This is a genomic window from Rhizobium sp. TBD182 (assembly GCF_001950375.1).
Taxonomy (GTDB): Bacteria; Pseudomonadota; Alphaproteobacteria; order Rhizobiales; family Rhizobiaceae; genus Agrobacterium; species Agrobacterium tumefaciens.
This window is the reverse complement of the sequence record NZ_BDLN01000002.1, coordinates 311294-330648: the sequence shown is the minus strand read 5'-3', so window position 1 is coordinate 330648 and position 19355 is coordinate 311294. Positions and strand designations below refer to the sequence as shown.

General features: G+C 60.1%; 16 protein-coding genes. 8 read left to right on the top strand and 8 right to left on the bottom strand.

The window, feature by feature from the left end:
• The first annotated feature begins 12 nt into the window (after positions 1 to 12).
• From T18_RS10255 to T18_RS10235, 5 genes are all read left to right on the top strand, one after another.
• Positions 13 to 1212, top strand: a complete 1200-nt coding sequence (locus T18_RS10255) for a M20 aminoacylase family protein (protein ID WP_003511136.1) — start codon at positions 13 to 15, stop codon at positions 1210 to 1212.
• Positions 1213 to 1245: 33 nt separating this feature from the next.
• Positions 1246 to 2835, top strand: coding sequence for an ABC transporter substrate-binding protein (locus tag T18_RS10250; RefSeq protein ID WP_003511134.1), 1590 nt, complete (start codon positions 1246 to 1248; stop codon positions 2833 to 2835).
• Positions 2836 to 3131: 296 nt separating this feature from the next.
• On the top strand, positions 3132 to 3470 hold the full coding sequence (locus T18_RS10245; protein WP_026330699.1) for a DUF3088 domain-containing protein: 339 nt from the start codon (positions 3132 to 3134) through the stop codon (positions 3468 to 3470).
• A 41-nt stretch (positions 3471 to 3511) separates the two neighbouring features.
• A complete protein-coding gene (locus T18_RS10240) occupies positions 3512 to 5107 on the top strand; it encodes an ABC transporter substrate-binding protein (RefSeq protein WP_035199536.1) in 1596 nt (531 codons plus the stop codon).
• 55 nt (positions 5108 to 5162) lie between these two features.
• Positions 5163 to 6515 (top strand): LLM class flavin-dependent oxidoreductase, encoded by a 1353-nt coding sequence (locus T18_RS10235; protein ID WP_003511124.1) that lies wholly within the window; start codon positions 5163 to 5165, stop codon positions 6513 to 6515.
• 16 nt (positions 6516 to 6531) lie between these two features.
• Here T18_RS10235 and T18_RS10230 read toward each other — a convergent pair whose 3' ends face one another.
• From T18_RS10230 to T18_RS10200, 7 genes are all read right to left on the bottom strand, one after another.
• Positions 6532 to 7503: a LysR substrate-binding domain-containing protein gene (locus tag T18_RS10230; RefSeq protein WP_003511122.1), complete on the bottom strand. Its 972-nt coding sequence runs from the start codon at positions 7501 to 7503 to the stop codon at positions 6532 to 6534.
• A gap of 19 nt (positions 7504 to 7522) precedes the next feature.
• Positions 7523 to 8761 carry an acyl-CoA dehydrogenase family protein gene (locus T18_RS10225; protein WP_003511120.1) on the bottom strand — a complete coding sequence of 413 codons (1239 nt, stop codon included), beginning with the start codon at positions 8759 to 8761 and terminating at the stop codon, positions 7523 to 7525.
• A gap of 70 nt (positions 8762 to 8831) precedes the next feature.
• A complete protein-coding gene (locus T18_RS10220; protein ID WP_003511118.1) occupies positions 8832 to 9887 on the bottom strand; it encodes an aldo/keto reductase in 1056 nt (351 codons plus the stop codon).
• An 18-nt stretch (positions 9888 to 9905) separates the two neighbouring features.
• A complete protein-coding gene (locus tag T18_RS10215) occupies positions 9906 to 10841 on the bottom strand; it encodes an ABC transporter ATP-binding protein (protein WP_003511116.1) in 936 nt (311 codons plus the stop codon).
• Positions 10819 to 11817, bottom strand: coding sequence for an ABC transporter ATP-binding protein (locus T18_RS10210; protein ID WP_003511115.1), 999 nt, complete (start codon positions 11815 to 11817; stop codon positions 10819 to 10821). Before T18_RS10210 ends, T18_RS10215 begins: the two co-directional genes overlap by 23 nt.
• Positions 11814 to 12809, bottom strand: coding sequence for an ABC transporter permease (locus T18_RS10205; RefSeq protein WP_003511114.1), 996 nt, complete (start codon positions 12807 to 12809; stop codon positions 11814 to 11816). The genes T18_RS10210 and T18_RS10205 overlap by 4 nt, the downstream gene beginning before the upstream one ends.
• Positions 12806 to 13795, bottom strand: coding sequence for an ABC transporter permease (locus T18_RS10200; protein ID WP_003511112.1), 990 nt, complete (start codon positions 13793 to 13795; stop codon positions 12806 to 12808). The genes T18_RS10205 and T18_RS10200 overlap by 4 nt, the downstream gene beginning before the upstream one ends.
• A 269-nt stretch (positions 13796 to 14064) precedes the next feature.
• Here T18_RS10200 and T18_RS10195 point away from each other — a divergent pair, with 269 nt between their 5' ends.
• The 3 genes from T18_RS10195 (at position 14065) to T18_RS10185 (ending at position 17988) form a co-directional block, all read left to right on the top strand.
• Entirely contained in the window at positions 14065 to 15672 is a 1608-nt protein-coding gene (locus T18_RS10195) for an ABC transporter substrate-binding protein (protein WP_003511110.1), read from the top strand.
• Positions 15673 to 15784: 112 nt separating this feature from the next.
• Complete coding sequence (locus tag T18_RS10190) at positions 15785 to 16816, top strand: ABC transporter substrate-binding protein (RefSeq protein WP_035251557.1); 1032 nt, start codon at positions 15785 to 15787, stop codon at positions 16814 to 16816.
• Positions 16813 to 17988: an acyl-CoA dehydrogenase family protein gene (locus T18_RS10185; protein ID WP_035251490.1), complete on the top strand. Its 1176-nt coding sequence runs from the start codon at positions 16813 to 16815 to the stop codon at positions 17986 to 17988. The genes T18_RS10190 and T18_RS10185 overlap by 4 nt, the downstream gene beginning before the upstream one ends.
• A 57-nt stretch (positions 17989 to 18045) precedes the next feature.
• On the opposite strand, the gene T18_RS10180 is transcribed toward T18_RS10185, so the two are convergent.
• Entirely contained in the window at positions 18046 to 19116 is a 1071-nt protein-coding gene (locus T18_RS10180) for an LLM class flavin-dependent oxidoreductase (RefSeq protein WP_003511105.1), read from the bottom strand.
• Positions 19117 to 19355: the final 239 nt, after the last annotated feature.

Sequence of the window (19355 nt, the reverse complement as noted above, 5' to 3'; positions counted from 1 at the left end):
TGAGGAGATACCGTGAATATTGCCGTCGATCCCGTCAAAACGCCCGCGCCGAAAGTCATAGACCGGATCGGGACCTATGTTCCCGAACTCGTCTCCATCCGCCACGATCTGCACCAGCATCCGGAAATCGGTTTCGAAGAGGTGCGCACCTCCGGCATCGTCGCCGAGAAGCTCACCTCCTGGGGCATCGAGGTGCATCGCGGTTATGGCAAGACCGGCGTGGTCGGCGTGCTGCGTGGCCGTCATGCTGGCAACAGTTCAATCGGGTTGAGGGCGGATATGGATGCCCTGCCGATGCCGGAAGAAACAGGGCTGCCTTATGCATCGGTCTATCCCGGTAAGTTCCACGGCTGCGGGCATGATGTGCACACCACCATATTGCTTGGCACCGCCCGTTATCTGGCGGAAACCCGTGATTTTGCCGGCACGGTGATTTTCATTTTTCAGCCCGCCGAGGAAGGACTGGGTGGCGCACGCGCCATGATCGCCGATGGGTTGTTCAAGGATTTCCCCGTTGATGAAATTTACGGGTTGCACAATTCCTCCCATGCAGCACCCAACCATCTGAAGGTTTCGCCCGGCACCATTCTGGCAGGCGCCGATTTCTTCGATATCCGACTGAAGGGCAGGGGCGCGCATGCGGCTCACCCGGATGTCTCGCGTGATCCGGTGCCGGCGACGGGTGAACTCATCCAGGCCTTGCAGACCATCGTCAGCCGCAATGTGCCGCCGACCGATCCGGCCGTCTTGTCGATCACCCGTATCGAGGCGGGATCTGCCTATAACGTCATCCCCGAAACGGCCTCGATTGCAGGCACGGTGCGGGCCTTCTCCGACAGCGTGCGCGAGACCATAAGGGGCCGAATCCGCACGATTTCCGATCACATTGCCGCCGCTTATGGGCTCACCGCCGAGGTGGATATTCGCGACATATTCTCGGTTCTGACCAATGACGACGCGTCGGTGGAGATTGTGGCCGGGGTGGCGCGCGAAGTTCTCGGAGACGAGCGCGTTTCCACCGAGCCCAGCCGCTTCATGGGCAGCGAGGATTTCGCTGATCTCCTGAAACATGCGCCCGGTGCGTTTTTCACCCTCGGTCATTCCGGCACCGTGCCAGCCCATAATCCCGGTTTCATTGTCGACGATGCAATCCTGCCGGTCGGCGCCACCTTGTTTGCCAGACTGGTCGAAACCCGGCTGAAGCCTGCCTGAAATTTGAAAACAAGCCTGCAAGAGGAAACATCCATGGATATTACAAGACGTAAGACATTGCTTTTGAGTGCTGCGCTAGGTGCGGCCATGCTGCTGCCATCCGTGCCGGTGCTGGCGGCGGAGACGCCGAAAAAGGGCGGTATTGTTACCCTTGCGGGTCTCGGTGAGCCGACGACGCTTGTGCCGCTTTCCGATTCCAATACGCGCACGCGCGCGATTTCCACCAAGATCCTGGAAGGGTTGGTGCGCTTCGACAGCGAGTTCAAGCCGCATCCGGTTCTCGCCGAAAGCTGGGAAACCTCCGCCGACGGGCTGCGCTACACCTTCAAGCTGCGCAAGGGCGTCAAATGGCATGATGGCAAGGATTTCACTGCACAGGATGTGAAATTTTCCCTGCTTGCCTTCAAGAAGGTGGGCCCACGCGGCCGTATCACTTTCGCCAATGTTGCCGATATCGAAACGCCCGATCCGCTGACGGCGGTAGTGGTGCTTTCCAAACCTGCGCCTTATCTTCTGCGGGCGCTGACCGGTGGCGAAACGCCCATTTTGCCGGCCCATGCCTATGCTTCGGAAAACTACAATGAGAGTCCGAACGGCAACGCGCCCGTTGGCACTGGCCCCTTTGTGTTTGAGGAATGGAAACGCGGCAGCTATGTGAAGCTCAGGAAGAACCCGAACTACTGGCAGGCCGATCTTCCCTATCTCGATGGCTTCGTGGCGCGGTTCGTCGCTGACGCGGCCTCCACCACCATCTCGGTGGAAACGGGCGAGGCGGATTATACCGCCGATGTCTCCTACAGCGATCTGGAGCGTTTGCGGCAAAATCCCAAGCTTTCGGTGGAGGTCTATACCGACTCCTATCTCAATAACGCCGCCATATTCGAGTTCAATCTGGAGAATCCGATCCTCGCGAAAAAGGAGGTGCGGCACGCGCTGGCACATGCCATCGACCGCAATTTCATCAACGACGCGATCTTTTTCGGCACGGCGAAACCCGCCGGTTCGAACATTCCGGCGGTATTCACCGCCTATAATGACGAGAAGCCCTTTACCTATCCCTTCGATCTGGCCAAAGCGAATGAACTGCTGGACAAGGCGGGGTATCCGAGGGGTGCGGATGGTACGCGTTTTTCGCTGCGGCTGGCCTTCCTGCCCTCCGACGTTTTCCGCAAAACCTCCGAATATCTACGCTCGTCCTTCGGCAAGCTCGGCGTGAAGGTAGATATCGTCGAAGGCGATCTCGCCACCTTCATCAAGCGCGTCTATACCGAGCGCGGTTTTGACCTGACGGTGAACGGCATCAGCCGGTTGTTTGATCCGACAGCGGGCGTGCAGCGGCTCTACTGGTCCGATGGCATCAAGAAACCCGCGCCATACGTCAATGCCGCCCACTACAACAATCCGAGGGTGGATGATCTTTTCCGCGCCGCTGCGATTGAAGTGGATGAAACGAAACGGGCGGGGCAGTTCCACGATATCCAGAAAATCACCGGTGACGAATTGCCGAATTTCTCTATCGTCGCCCTGCCGACCGTCATTCTGCGCAACACCAGCCTGCAGTCTCTCGTGACGACCATCGACATTGCCTATGGCGATCTGTCGACGGCCTGGAAGAACGAGTGAGCGTTTTGCATATGGCAATAAAAAACCCAGCAATTTTGCCGGGTTTTTTATTGCTGAAAACGGCCCTCCGGCCTTTTTTCACTATCGCGGGATAACGGCGTTTTCGGGAAAAACGTTGCCTTTGGAACAGGCCGGCAGGAACGGTGATGCCAATTATCGGAACTCTAAAAAAATCAATTTCTTCAATAATTTAGGGCGAAGGAATTCTTCGTTTTGCGGGAAGAATAGCTTTCTGGACCTCTGATTTCTCTGCCTGCACTGTGTCCATGAAATCTCACCCGCACACGATGGATGCCATGGCCAAGGATACGCTTTTTTTGATCGCCCCCGGTTTTGAAGACCCCAAGCACCCCGGTGTCCGGTTCGTCTGCCCGCATTGTAACCAGATCGAAGGCCTGCTTGCCGCCTTTCCGGACCTTGCCGCCGGGATCGATATCCACCGGGTCGGTTTTCAACGTCCGCGCGAAGCGGTCATCGCCGTCGTGGGTGAGGAAAACCAGTCGTTGCCGCTTTTCGTCTTTACCGGCGATGCACCAGCCGATGCGACGACTAAAGGCGATACGCACTTCATTCAGGACACGAAACGCATTTTGCAAATCCTCGCCGAGCGTCACGGGTTCCCGCAACTGCACTGAGATGCCGCACCCCGCACATCGGATTTTTATCGGAGACAGACATGACCTTTTCCAGACGCCAGTTTCATAAAATTGCACTCGCCGCCGGCGCTTTCGTGGCGCTTCCAGGTGGTTCTTTCGCTGCTGCTGAAGAGCCGGTTTCGGGCGGTACGCTCAAGATCGTCTATTTTCCCGAGCCTACGCAGCTCGTGGCAATCAATACCAGTGCGGGCGGTCCGCAGTTCATCGGATCGAAGATTTATGACGGGCTTTTGACGTACGATTACGAACTTTCGCCCAAGCCGAGCCTTGCCAAAGAATGGAGCGTTTCCGCCGACGGGCTGGAATATGTCTTTCATCTGCAGCCGAATGCGAAGTTCCATGACGGCAAGCCGGTGACATCGGCAGATGTGGAGTTCTCGATCCTGCGGCTTAAGGAAGCCCACCCGCGCGGCCGGGCGACTTTCTCGCATGTTGAAAGCGTCGATACTTCCGATCCGCTGGTCGCGAAGGTGAAGCTTTCCAAGCCGGCGCCGGGATTGATAACCGCGCTCGCCTCGTCGGAATCGCCTGTTGTGCCAAAGCACATCTTCGAGACCTTCAAGCCGACTGACAATCCAAAACCCGCCCAGATCATCGGCAGCGGTCCCTTCGTCCTGAAGGAATGGGTGCCCGGCAGCCATATCCTGCTGGAGAAAAATGCCGACTACTGGGATGCGCCGCGCCCCTATCTGGAGCGTGTCATCATCCGCCTCATCAACGATGCGGGCGCTCGCGCGGCGGCGCTGGAAACCGGAGAGGGCGACATTGGCCCGAACCCGGTGGCGCTTGCCGATCTGGAACGACTGAAATCCATCCCGACGCTGAAGGTGGATGACCGCATCTACGCCTATGCCGGCCAGCAGAACCAGCTCGTCATTAATCTTGAGAACGAATATCTCAAGGAATTGAAGGTGAGGCAGGCTATTGCCCACGCGATCGACGTTCCGGCGCTGATCGATACCGTGCTTTACGGTTACGCCGTGCCATCGCCCACGCCGATCAGCCCCGGCCTTGCGAAGTTCCACAATCCGGATATCGGTTTTGCCAAATTCGACGTCGCGCTGGCGGAAAAGCTGCTGGATGAGGCGGGCTTTCCGCGCAAGGATGGCGGCAAGCGCTTCAAGCTCAGGGTCACCACCAACCCGTTCAACCCGCAGACCTATTCGGATTTCATAGCGCAGGCGCTTTCCAAGATCGGCATTGAGGCGGATATCCAGAAATTCGATTTCGGCACCTATGTGAAGGTCGTTTATACCGATCGCGCCTGGGACCTTTCAGTCGAATCCCTCTCCAATACCTTCGATCCGACGGCCGGCGTGCAGCGTGTCTACTGGAGCAAGAACTTCAAGATCGGCCTGCCGTTCTCAAACGCCAGCCACTACGCCAATCCGGAAGTGGACCGGCTGCTGGAAGCGGCCGCGGTGGAGCCGGATATCGAAAAGCGCGCAGCCTTCTTCAAGGAGTTTCAGGCCGTCGTCGCCAAGGATCTTCCCGTCATCAATCTCGTTTCGCCAATCCAGCCGGTCGTCGGCAGCGTCCGCATCAAGGATTACGCGACAGGGGCGGAGGGGCTCAGCGGCAATCTCGCCAAAGCGTGGGTGACGAAGGAGGCGTAAGCGCATCCTCACCTCTCGTTTAAAGCCGCGTCAAAGTTGAAAAGGGTTCATCGCCATGAGCAGAAAATCCGAGAAGCTGGTCCTCAATGCGTTCATCTATCCGGGTGGGCACCATGAAGCAGCCTGGCGCCACCCCGAGTCGGAGCCACTGCGCGTCACGGATATAAGGCTCTACCAGGATATCGCCCGCAAGGCCGAGGCGGCAAAGCTGGATGCCATTTTCTTTGCCGATGCGCCGGTGCTGGACGCCAATATCCGCTATGCCGCCCGGCACCGGCTGGAACCGATCACCATGCTGGCGGCCTTGGCGGCCGTCACCGAAAAGATCGGCTTCATTGCGACGGCCTCCACCACCTATTACGAGCCTTACAATCTAGCGCGGCTGTTCGCCTCGGTCGATCATATCAGCGGCGGCCGGGTCGGCTGGAACATCGTGACGACCTCGGCCGATGCGGCGGCCGGAAACTTCAATCTCCAGCAGCATCCGCCGCATGCCGACCGTTACCGGCAGGCGACTGAGTTCGTCGATGTGGTGACGAAGCTCTGGGACAGCTGGGAAGACGATGCCATCGTCGCCGACAAGGAGAGCGGTCTTTTCGCCGATACCGACCGCATCCATCCTGCCAATCACGAGGGCGAGTTCTACCGGGTGCGGGGCGCGCTTAACCTGCCACGCTCGCCGCAGGGCAGGCCGGTCTATGTGCAGGCCGGCTCTTCGGAGGACGGTCGTGGCTTTGCTGCCCGTTATGCCGAGGCAATCTTTACCGCGCATCAAACTCTGGAGAGTGCGCGGTCTTTTTATTCCGACATAAAGAGGCGCGTGGCGGCCACGGGGCGCAATCCCGCCCATGTGAAAATCCTGCCGGGGATCAGCCCCTTCATCGCCTCCACCGAAGAGGAGGCGCGAAAGCTAGAGGCGAGTTTCAACGATCTCATCCAGCCGGCCTTTTCGCTTGGGCAGTTGCAGCGCATTACAGGCATTGATCTCTCATCGGCCGATCTCGATCAGCCGTTGCCGAAGGAGGCGGTGGAAGCGACGCGCGCGCAGGCGGATAGCAGCCGGCATCAATTGGTTCTCGATGTCATCGACCGGGAAAATCCGACGATCCGGCAATTGTTGCACCGGCTTGCCGGCGGGCGCGGCCACAAGGTGATTTCGGGAACGCCGGAACAGGTGGCAGACTGGATAGAGACCTGGTTCCGTGAAGGTGCTGCCGACGGCTTCAACATCATGCCGCCATGGCTGAATGGCGGGTTCGATATTTTCGTCGACGAGGTCGTGCCTATCCTCAAACAGCGCGGGCTGTTCCGCGAGGACTACGAGGGCGACACGCTGCGTGATCATTACGGCCTGCCCCGGCCGGAAAACATCCATACGACCAGGGAGTTGCAAAGGGAACGCGCCTGATGTGGGACGGGCGTGTTCAGGCGGCGGCTTCGAGTGAGCGTGTATCCTCGCGCAACAAGGCGAGTAGAGATGCGATTTCCGGCAGCCGCCGCCTGTCAGGACTGGTCAGAAGATGATACCGGCTGGCGGTCGGCTGAGGTGCGCCGAAAGGTGCGATCAGACGGCCGGTTCGAAGCTCTTCGGAAATGAGCGAGTGGCGCGCAAGGCCGATGCCGTGGCTGGACAAGAGTGCCTCTATCAGCGCGGTCTGACGCGAAAAGCGCGGTCCGGTTGCTGAAAGCCGAGGCGTAATGCGGCAGGCGCGCAGCCAATTTGCCCATTCGAAGGCAGCATCGGCGCCGTTGCCGCGTAACATCGCAAAAGAGATATCCCGAAGCCGCTCGGGTTCACCACCAAGCTGGTGGCGGGTGGCAAAATCCGGGGTGCAGACGGCACTGACGGCGTCGGCAAAAAGCGGTTCGTGGATGAAACCGGGGATTTGTCCGTGGGTGGCGACAATCGCGCAATCGGCATCGAAATGCGTGAGGTCGATGGTATCGCCCTCGAGAGATTCAATCGAGATTTCTACGTCTCCAAGGGCTGGAACGATGGTTCCCAACCGTGGTGCCAGCCATCGGGCCGCAAAACAGCCTTCCGCCAGAACCTTCATCTGCCGCCGGCCGCCGGAGGCCATGAGATCGGAAAGACTGCCGATCATAGTCTCGAAAGCGTCCGCAAGGCCGGGGTAAAGCGTGCTGCCGGCCTCGGTCAGCACCAGTTCGCCGCGCTGGCGGCTGAAGAGTGTTTGCCCGAGATGGGTTTCCAGAATGCGCACCTGCTGGCCGATTGCGGCAGTCGAGACATGCAGTTCTTCCGCCGCCCGCGAGAAGCTGGCGTGACGCGCGGCCACGACAAATGCGCGCAGGGCCGTCAGCGGCGGCAGCCGGGAAAGCGTCGGCAACCGGAAAGCCGCTCTTGCGACCGAAGGAGGGATGAATTCCGTTCTCATGGCCGTTTTCCCTTCATCGCTAGAACACCCGGCCTTCCCTGAGGTGCGTCGTGGTGCCGTTGAGATAGTAGTCGCCGATGACACGCGCCTTGTGGGCAAGCGGATTGTGGTTGTAGACCGTGCGGATGTTGCGCCAGTGGCGGTCGAAATTCCGCTCGCTGGACGTCGCCGATCCGCCGCCGAGTTCGTAAAGGTTGGTGGCGACCGTCAGCGAAAGCTGCGATGCGATGATCTGGGTACGGGCGGTGGCGAGAGAACCTTCCAGCAAAGCCGCTTCTATCGCCTCTTCGTCGCCGCTGGAAAAGGCGGCGGCGGTCCTGTCGAGCGTTCTTGCCGCCTCGCGGATCAGCGTCTTGACGGCGAAGGCACCGGCGCTGATCTCGCCGAGCATCTTTTGCACAAAGGGGTCCTGATTGGCGGTTTCGGCGCTGCTGTGGAGCGTCGTGCGCGCCTGGCGCAGAACATAGGCGATGCCATCGTTGAGTGCACCCTGAACGGCACCGGCGGCAGAGGCAGCGAGGTGCAATTGTCGCATGGCCGAGCTGTGGCGCCCGATCTGGCTGCCGAGCTTGCGGGTCGTCAGTTCATGCGGGAGCACCTCGACATTTTCAAGCAAAACGCCGCCGCTTGCCGTCATGCGCTGGCCCATGCTGTCCCAGTCGTCGAGAATGGTGATCCCGGGCCGATCAAGCGGAATGAGGACGCCGATCGGCTGTTCGTCGTCGCCGACAGCGCTAAAGGTGCCGAAATCTGCGAAGGCGGTGCCGGTCGCATACCATTTGCGGCCGTTCAGACGATAACGGTCGCCATCGGCGCTGAGGCGCGTGGTGATTTCACCGGGGCGTTTGGTCCCCTGTTCCGTGCTGGCGCCCGCAAAGAGCTTGCCGGTGAGGACATTTTCGAGGTGCCGCCGATCCTCAAGCTCGATCGGTGTGAGAGCGAGGTTTTCGGTGAAATTGAAATGGCTGCGGAGTGCGTGCGGAATATTGCTGTCGGCTTCCCCGAGGATCATCAGCACTTCTATATAGTCCGCAATCGAGCCTCCCGGCCCGCCTTTGGCCTCGGGGATGCGCAGCGTGCCGATCCTGGCTTCTTTGATCAGGCCGAAGATTTCGAAGGGAAGTTCCCGCTGACGCTCACGGCGAGCGGCATCCTTGGCGGCAACAGCCGCAATGTCCCTGGCGCGGGCCAGAATGTCGTCTCGGCTCGGCACGCCGGAATTATCGGTGGTTGCGGTCTGTATTTTAGGATTGGACATTGCGGATTTTCCCTGAGCGGATGTGATGACCTGCGGCACGGTCGCGCCGCAGGCATTTTCTTCTGGACGATCAGGCGACCGCGCGCGGCTTGACGACCGGGCGGGGAGCCGGTTCGATATTGCGCGGCACGCGGCCTTCGACGGGATGGCTCGGATCGTTGAAGCCGGGTGTCGAGGGATGGCCTGTCGTCACAAGGCTGTCGACCAGCGCCTCGTCTTCCGCATCGATCTTCACATCGAGGGCGCGGACGTAACCGTCCCAATGGTCTTCAGTGCGCGGGCCGGTGATCGCGGCGGTGACGAACTTGTTGTTCAGCACCCAGGCGAGCGCAAAATCCGCTGCCGAAACACCCTTTGATGCGGCGTGCGCCGCAACCTTCTGGGCGATTTCGACCGACTCGGGGCGCCATTCGGTTTCCAGAACCCGCTTGTCGCCACGGCCGACACGGGTATCTGCGCCCGGCTGCTCACCCGGCTGATATTTGCCGGTCAGCACGCCACGTGCCAGCGGCGAATAGGAAACGACGCCCAGCCCGTAATTATGTGCCGCGGGCAGCTGCTCGGCTTCGGCTGTGCGGTTGACGATGTTGTAAAGCGGCTGGCTGGCGATAGGCCGGTCGATGCCGAGCTGATCGGCCAAATGCGAAATTTCCGCAATGCGCCAGCCCCGGAAGTTGGAAACGCCGAAATAGCGCAGCTTGCCGGCACGGATCAGATCGGCAATGGCGCGTACCGGTTCTTCCAGCGGCGCGTCGAAGACGGCGCGGTGGAAATAGAGGATATCGATGTAGTCGGTGTTGAGACGGCGAAGCGAATTCTCGACGGTCTCGATCACCCATTTGCGCGAATGGCCGCCAAGGTTCGGACCCTTGGTGTGGGAATTGACGAATTTCGTTGCCAGAACCCAGTGATCGCGACTGGCCTTGATACCGCGACCAACGACTTCTTCCGACTTGCCGTCGTGATAGACATCGGCAGTGTCGATGAAGTTGATGCCCTGCTCGCGTGCCTTGTCGATGATGCGGAAGGCCACGTCATCCGGCGTCGGGCCTCCGAACATCATCGTGCCGAGGCTCAGCGGTGAAACTTTCAGCGCGCTGCGTCCGAGATAGCGATAGTCGACCATTATGGTTGCTCCTTCAGTTTATTGGGCATGGTGGCAAGCCACGGCGTGGTTCTTGCCGAAAAGGGTGTAATCCGGCGCTTTTTCGCGACAGAGATCGGTGGCGAGCGGGCAGCGGGTGTGAAACCGGCAGCCGGATGGCGGGTTGTGGGGGCTCGGCAGGTCGCCGGAAATGGGCGCTGCCTGCTTGCGGCGCGCGGGATCGGGAACGGCTGCGAGAAGCGCACGGGTATAGGGGTGTTTCGGCGAGGCCCAAAGCTCCGCGGTCGGCGCGCTTTCCACGATCTTGCCGAGATACATGACGAGAACGCGATCGGAAAAATAGCGTACGACCGAAAGGTCGTGGGATACGAAGAGATAGGACAACGAAAGCCGTTTCTTCATCTCCACCAGAAGGTTGAGGATCTGCGCCTGGATGGAAAGATCGAGCGCCGAGACAGGCTCGTCGCAGACGACCAGTTCCGGCTCGAGAACGAGCGCCCGGGCAATGCCGATGCGCTGGCGCTGGCCGCCGGAAAACTCGTGCGGATAGCGGTCGAGTGCATCAGGCGGCAGACCCACCTGCGCGACGATCGCCTCGACGATCTCCCGCTGTTGCGCCCTGTCGCCAATGCCGTGCACCTTCAACGGCCCGGTAAGGATGGTTCGCACCGTCTGGCGCGGATTGAGCGACGCGAATGGGTCCTGAAAGATCATCTGGATGCGGCGGCGGATGCCGCGCAGCTGCGACGACGACATCGCCGTGACATCGGCGCCCTTGAAGGTGATCCTGCCGGAAGTGGGCTCCACCAGCCGCATCAGCGACTTGCCGAGCGAGGATTTGCCGCAGCCTGATTCACCCACCAGCGCCACGGTCTCGCCCGCCTCGATGTCGAGCGACACATCGTCGACGGCGCGGACTGTTCCGCGTCCTCCCGAATAGTGGGTGGAAAGACTATGCACTGACAAGAGCGTCATCGGATACCTCTTGGGATGTGGGGGATACGAAGGGGCAGGCGGCGTAGCGGCCTTCCGAGACGAGCCTCAGCGGCGGTACGAACTGCCCGCAGAAACCGCGGGCGCTCGGACAGCGTGGCCGGAAGGCGCAGCCGCGCTCCCCCGTGGCGGAAACGATTGAACCCGGAATTTCGATGAGTGGCCCGTCGCGATAATGCTGGCCGTCTTCGGCGCGCGGAGAGGCAGCCAGCAGGCCGCGCGTATAGGGGTGGTAAGGATTGGAGAAAACCGGTTCAGGTAATCCTTCTTCCACCTTGCGGCCGGCATACATGACCATGACCCGATCGGCCCATTGCGCCACGATGCCAAGATCGTGGGTGATGAGGATGACGGCCATGTTGAGATCGCGGCGCAGATTGTCGAGCAGCTGCAGGATCTGCGCCTGTATCGTCACGTCGAGCGCGGTCGTCGCCTCGTCGGCGATCAGTAGTTTGGGATTGCAGGCAACGCCGATGGCGATCATGACGCGCTGGCGCATGCCGCCGGAAAGCTGGTGCGGATAATCGTCCACGCGGCGCTGGGCGTCGGGAATATTGACGAGGTCCAGAAGCTCGATGGCGCGTTTGCGCGCCTGGTGCCTGTCGATCCTTTCATGGATGCGCAGCACCTCGACGATCTGTTCGCCCACCGTCAGGACCGGGTTCAGCGATGTCATCGGTTCCTGAAAGATCATGCCGATATCGCGGCCGCGAATGCCGCGCCACTGCCGCTCGGAAAGCGGCAGCAGATCGCGGCCTTCGAGCAGAACACGCCCGCCGGTTTTTGCATGCGACGGCAACAGGCCGATCAGGCCGAGCGCAGTCAGCGATTTTCCCGAGCCGCTTTCGCCGACGATTGCAAGCATTTCGCCGGACTCCACATCGAAGCTGACGCCCTTGACCGGTTGGGCTGAGCCGAAGCTGACGGAAAGATCGTGGACTTCGATAAGTTTGCTCATCGGCGTTCCTCCGAAAAACGGGGGTTGAGCGCATCGTTGAGACCGTCGCTGATGAGGTTCAGCGAAATGACGGTGAAGACGATGGCGAGGCCGGGAAGGGCGGTCAGATACCAGGCGGTGCGAATGACGTCGCGTCCCGACCCGATCATCGAACCCCAGGAAACACGGTTGGGGTCGCCAAGTCCCATGAAGGAAAGGGCTGCTTCCATGAGGATCGCACCCGCCACCATGACGGAGGAGGTGACGATGATCGGCGGCAGGGCGTTGGGCAGAATTTCCTGAAACACGATACGCGCATGGCCATAACCGAGGCTTCGTGCGGCAAGCACATAGTCCTTCTCGCGGATGGCGCGGAATTCGGCGCGGGTCAGGCGCGCAACAAGTGGCCAGGTAATGATGCCGATTGCCGAGGTTACCGTGGTGACCGAAGGCTGGGCAATGGCGACGAGCACCACCAGCAGCACGAAGTTCGGCAATGTCTGGAAGATTTCGATGATCTTCACGAGAATATCGTCGATGACGCCACCGAAATAACCGGCGAAAGCACCTATTGTTATGCCGATCGTCAGCCCGATCAGGGTGGCGACGACACCGACGGTGAGCGAGATGCGTGCGCCATGCACGATGCCTGCCAGCACATCACGACCCATGGAATCGGTGCCGAGCGGATAGGCTGGATTCTGGCCGGGCCAGAGGAAGGGGCGGGCAACCATTTCCAGCGGATCGCCCGGATAGATCAGCGGGGCCGTGACAGCGGCGATGAGGACGGTGGCAAGAAACAGCAGCCCAACGATGGCGTTGGGATTGGTCAGGAAAATCTTCAGTTCCCGCCGCAAGCCGCGCCGCGGCACGGAGACGGAGCGGGCTGAAAGCGCGTCCGGCGCATGGATATAGGGCCAGACTTTTTCTTCAGGTTTTTTAGGTTTGGGATTGCTCTCTTCGGCACTGAGTTCGGCCGCGTCGAGAACTGCTGATGTCTGGGAGGAATTCATCGGCTTTCTCCGATGCGGGGGTCGAGCCATGCCTGCAACAGGTCCACGGCGGCATTGACAATGATGACGACAAGGGAAGAGAGAAGCAGAATGCCGAGCAGCACGCTGAAATCGCGGGCCATGACGGCCTCGAAAGCAAGACGGCCAAGGCCTGGCCAGCTGAAGACGGTCTCGACCACGACCGCACCGCCCAGCAGGCCACCAATATGCATGCCGGCCATGGTGGTGATCGGGATGAGCGCGTTGCGCAGAATATGGCGTGTGGTGAGCCGGAAAGGCGAAACGCCTTTTGCCCGTGCCGTGCGCACATAGTCCTGGGATTTGACTTCCAGCATCGCCGCGCGGGTGAGGCGGGCATAAATCGCCAGAAAATAAAGCGCCAGCGAAAGGGCGGGGAGAACGATGTAGCGCAGCCTGTCCAGAAGGGCGTCGAGGCCGGTGAGGCTGCTGCCGATGGTGCTGTCGCCGCCAGACGGAAGCCAGCCGAGCTTGACCGAGAAGGTGAGGATAAGCATCAGGCCGATCCAGAATCCCGGCACGGAATAAAAGATTAGCGAGCCAATCGAAATGATCCGGTCCGGCAGCTTGCCGGAAAAGAGCGCCATGATGGAGCCGAGGAAAACGCCGACGAAAATCGCAATGCCAAGTGCTGCTCCCATCAGCGCCAGCGTGCCGGGCAATCGCTGGCCGATAAGATCGGCGACCGGCATGCCGTAGCGGGGTGAAAAGCCAAGGCTGAACTGGGCCAGATTGCCGAGATAGTTCACGAGCTGATGGACGACCGGCAGGTCGAGCCCGAAGCGTGAGCGAATTTCGGCCATGGTCTCGACGGTCGCCGAACCCGCTTCCGCGGCCAGCACGTCAGCCGCATCACCAGGCGCCAGCTGCAGCAGGAAGAAGTTCAGGATGACGATACCGAGAACCGTCGGGACGGCCTGAATGGCCACCCGCCTTGCCTGCGATAAAATCCGTTTCGAATTCGACATCGGCTCCAGTCCATTCGCTTGAAAACATGAAATCGGCCCGTAAAGGCGTTGGTATTAGTTGACTAATTTTATGGAATTTGTCAAAGAGTAATAGAATTATTTTCTGAAATTTACGGAAAAATGCGCCATAAAGAAAAGATAATTCCTATTTATGAGAATGGTTGGTGCTTCATGCCAATCTCACTCTCGTCTGCGGAACAAACTTCTTCCCAAGCGCGGCCGTTCAGTTTTGCCGGTTTTTCGCCGGTTCAATTAAGGAGAGGTATCGCATGACTGTTTTCAACCAGACGACGCGCCGCGGACTTCTGCTGGCGTCGGTGGCTCTTGGCGTGGTGTCGTTGCCGGGGCTGAAGCTCAACGCGGCGGAGCCGGCAAGCGGTGGCACAGCCACCCTACTCATCTCATCGGAGCCGCCGGTGCTGACGACGATCGCACACACAGCCTATAATTCCGTCTATATATCGCCCAAGGTCACAGAAGGGCTGCTGACCTATGATTTCGACCTCAATCCCAAGCCGCTCCTGGCCAAATCATGGGATGTCAGCGGCGATGGCCTGCGTTACACCTTCAATCTGAGACCCGGTGTAAAATGGCATGACGGCAAGCCTTTCACATCTGCCGATGTGGCGTTCTCCATCAACACCATCAAGGAAGTGCATCCGCGCGGGCGCAATACCTTCCTGAACCTCACTGCTGTCGAGACGCCGGACGAGCTGACGGCGGTTCTGGTTCTTTCCAAACCTGCGCCCTATCTGATTACGGCGCTTGCCGCCGCCGAAACGCCCATCGTGCCGAAACATCTTTATGAGGGTACGAAAGTGACCGAAAATCCGGTCAATCTCGCACCCATCGGCACCGGTCCGTTCAAGTTCAAGGAGTGGGTGCGGGGCAGTCATATCGTTTTCGAGCGTAATGCCGATTATTGGGATGCGCCGCGCCCCTATCTCGACAAGCTGATTGTTCGCTTCATTCCAGATGCGTCGGCCCGTGCCATCGCAATCGAAACCGGTGAGATCGATCTCGCACCGAGCACCCCTGTCGCCTATAGCGATCTCGACCGCCTGAAGGAGCTACCGAGCCTCGGCTTCGAGACGAATGGATATCAATATTCGAATTCTATCAGCCGCGTGGAGTTCAACCTCGAGAAGGACGTGTTCAAGGACGTCCGCGTCCGCCGTGCCTTCGCGCATGTGATCGACCGCAAAGTCATTTTCAACACGGTCAATTATGGCTATGGCGCGACAATCACCGGCCCGATCAATCCGAAGCTGACGAAATGGTTTGTCGAGGATCTGAAGACCTATCCGATCGATCTGAAGGCGGCCGAAGCGCTGCTGGACGAGGCGGGATACAAGCGCGGCGCGGATGGCATCCGTTTCAAGCTCAATCTGGACTATGTGCCGAGCACCGAAGCCTATCCGCGCGGCGCAGATTACATTCGCCAGGCACTGGCAAAGGTCGGCGTGGATGTGACGGTGCGGACGCAGGATTTCGCCACCTACACGAAGCGCATCTACACGGATCGTGATTTCGACTTTGCCTACGAGGGCATGAGCAATCTCTTCGACCCGACAGTCGGTGTGCAGCGGCTCTACTGGTCCAAGAACTTCAAGAGGGGTGTGCCCTTCTCCAATGGCGCCGCCTACAGCAACCCCAAGGTGGATGCGCTGCTCGAAGCTGCCGCTGTCGAGATCGATCCGGACAAGCGCGTCGCGCAATGGAAGGAAATACAGCAGATCCTCGTCGATGACGTTCCTGCCATCGACATCGTTGCGGCACCTGAAATCACCATCTTCAACAAGCGCATTGCCGATCACACGATCGGTGCAGAAGGCGTCGCGGGCAGCCTGGCCTTCGCGCATATCGCGGCATCCTGATCGTCTCGCCAGACCCTGCCCGCCGTTTGCGGCGGGCAGGGACATCTCCCTTTCGTCGACGGGCACCGCAGCATCGCTTTCTGGTGTCATCGTTTTCATCGAGGCCAAAGCCATGAGCACGACACTTTCTGAAATCTGGTACACACGTTGCCCGGTGCCCACGCCCGTGGGGCTTGCGGCGCAGCTCGGTTATCTCGCGCAGACCTTTGAGGATGTGGGGATATCGCTGAAATCCATCATCGATTCACCGGATCGTTCTGTGCGGCAGAGCCACTTCAACCACACGCTGGAATGGTCCTTCCGCCACGGCGGTAATGTGCCCCCTATCCGCGCCCGCTCGGAAGGGCGCAATACGCGTCTTATCGGCATTACCTGGACCGATGAGTTCCAGGCGATCATCACCCTTCCGGAAACCGGTATCCGCTCGCTTGCCGATCTCGTCGGCCGCCGTTTCGGTGTGCCGCGCAGACCTGATGGGATTGTCGATTTCATGCGAGCGACAGCATTGAAGGGCATCGTTTCGGCGCTTTCGCTGGAGGGCCTTAAGGTCGAGGATATCGAGCTGAAGGATATCGTGATCGAGGATTCCGTGCTGGCGACACAGGAGGGACCATCCCTTTTCGGCCTGAAGCGGCGACAATCCTTCGGTGAGGAGATCATCGCGCTGTTGCGGGGTGAGGTCGATGCGATTTTCGTCAAGGGTACTGCCGGTATCGCCGCCGCGAACCTGATCGGCGCCGTGCAGGTGGCGGAATTCGGTTTTCACCCCGACCCGAAGATACGTATCAACTCCGGCTCTCCCCGCGTGCTGACCGTCGACGGTCGGCTTGCCGATGAGCGCCCCGATCTGGTGGAGCGGCTGGTTGCCGCCATTGCCAAAGCCTCGCTCTGGGCAGAGCAGCATCCGGAAGAGACCCGCCGTTTTATCGCGCGCGAGGCGGGTGCGACCGAAGAGCAGGTTCTGGCCGCCAACGGCCCGGATGTCCACCGCCATCTAGGTCTTGGCCTCGATGCAGACCTCGTCGCCGCCGTCGGCCATTACAAGGATTTCCTGCATCAATGGGGTTTCCTTGAAAACGACTTCGATCTCGCTGCGTGGATCGATGACCGTTTTGTCACGGCCAGTGAAAGGGCGGTGGCATGAGCGGCGCTTTATCCGCCGTTCCAAGCCCGGAGCAGCACTTGAATCCCGTCGCCATCGCAACCGCGCTCGCCGAAGATTTCAGCCTGACCGCGGCGGAGTATGACAAAAGCGGCGAATTCGCCGCCGGTAATTTCGAGGCGCTTTTCAAGTCTGGCCTGCTTGGTCTCGTGACGGCTGAAAAGGACGGTGGCTGGGGGGAGGGCATGGAAACCGCGCATGCCGTCATCGCCGCCATTGCCAAGGGTGATCCGTCAACCGCCCTCATCCTTGCCATGCATTACAGCGTTCATGCTGCCATCCGGCGCGGCAGGTGGCCGGCAGATCTCGCGGCAAAAGTGCTGGCAGCCAATAACAGGGAGCGGGCGCTTCTGAACAATGCGCAGGCAGAGCCGGGGATCGGTTCCCCGGCCCATGGCGGACTGCCGGAAACGACGGCGCGGATCGAGGGCGATTTCTGGGTGGTCAATGGCCGCAAGAGCTTCGTCACCGGCTTGCCGGGTCTGAAATGGGCGATTGTACTTGCCGTCACGACGGAAGAGGTGCCGCGCCTGATCCAGCTTCTGGTCCCGCTCGATGCGCCGGGCATCGGCCGGGAAAAGGCATGGGAAGCGACCGGAATGTATGCCACCGCCAGCGATGATCTCCTGCTTGAGAATGTGAGGGTGCCGCTCGCCGATATCGTTGCCGAACAGCCGGCGGACGAGCCGTTGCGGCGGGATGAGGCGGACGGTTACAATTTCTTCGTGCTGCTGGCCTCCGTCTATCATGGTGTCGCGCTTTCGGCGCGTGACGCCCTCTTGCGCCATCTGACAGGCCATGTTCCGGCAAGCCTCGGCGCGCCGCTGTCATCCATTCCCCGTATTCAGGAAGGTCTGGGCGAGATCGAGGTACTTCTTGCGGCCAACAGGCGTCTGCTCCGCTCCGTCGCGCGTGATATCGATGCGGGTGAGAGGGTAGGCACGGATGCGCTCGCCGTTCGTCATGTGGTGATCGACAATGCGGTAGCAGTGACGGATCTGGCGCTGGAGCTCGGCGGCAATCGCGGCCTTCGCCGGGACTATAATCTCGAGCGGCATCACCGCGACGCCATAACGGCAAGGGCGCATGCGCCGCAAAGCCACATGATCCGAACTATCCTCGGCCGTCAGAGCATCAAGGCTGTTGGCGGCTGACCGTAGAAGACATGGGCGGCTTTGTTCGGCAGGCCGCCCATGTTAACGCCGCCCGCATCAGTCCCGCAGTAGCGGTAACAGCTTGTCGCCCTGCCGTTCAATTTCCTGAAGATAGGGCGTGTCGGAAAGCACGAAATGGGTGATGCCAAGCGCGCGGTATTTGCGCAGCGACGCGGCGACGTCTTCCGCCGAACCGACGAGCCATGTCGTTGCGGCACCGCCTCCGCCAAATTTGCCGGGTGCGGTATAAAGATTGTCGTCCAGCACATCGCTCTGCGTGTGCAGATCCAGCAGGCGGCGCTGGCCGACTGCGACACCTTGCAGATGATCGTTCCAGCGCACGCCATTGTTCGCAGCCATCTCCGCCACCTTTGCTTCCGCATCGCGCCAAGCCTCAGCCGTGGTTTCGCGCACCAGCGTGGTGATCCGCAGACCGAATTGCAGCGGCGGCAGGTCACGGCCGAGGGTCTCACTGAAATGTCTGAGACGTTCGATCCTTTCGCGCACGCCGGCGAGCGGTTCGCCCCAGAAGAGCTGGACATCGGCTTCAGTTGCGGCAACCTGTTCGGCGGCCTCGGACGCGCCGCCGAAATAAAGTTTGGGATGTGGCCGGCCGGCACTCTCGCTGATACGCGGCGAGACGGTGGAGTTCTTGACCCGGAAATGGTCGCCATTGAAAGTGACGTTTTCCTCAGTCCAGAGCCGCCGCACCAGCCGCATGAACTCCTTCGTGCGCGCATAACGCTGCGCCTGATCGCCTTCTTCGTCGCCATAGGCCGCAAGCTCGTCCCGGCCGGAAACGACATTGATTCGTACCCGGCCACCAGAAAGCTGATCGAGCGTGGCGGCGGCCGATGCGAGATTGGCCGGCTTCCAGTAGCCGGGGCGGATAGCGATCAGTGGCTCGAAAGTGGTGGTACGCGCGGTAAGCGACGCCGCAACCGTAAAGGTATCCGGACGCCCCCAGCCGGTGCCGATCAACGCGCCCTTCCAGCCATGGTTTTCCAGCGCCTTGGCATGGGTAGTTAAAGTATCGAGGCTGTTGTGGTTTTCGCTGACGGCGTCGCCCCGATGTCCGGGTTTGACGTCATTGGGGATGTACCAGAGAAATTCGCTCGTGCTGCTCACATTATCCGCCTGAATTTTCACTTTATGTCGCGGTGGAATGGCCCTGCCGAGGCTCGGCATTTGCCATTTTGAGGTTCGGGAGGTTTAGGTCTCCGATAGTGCGAGAATGACAAACCGGCGGCGGCACGGCCAAGCAGCGGCGTTTCTTTTGGAATGCGGCAGAGGAAAAGCTTTCCGCGCGGTTTGCTCGATTAGAACATATTTTCTATGGAAAATATTTTAGGCAATGATTCCACATG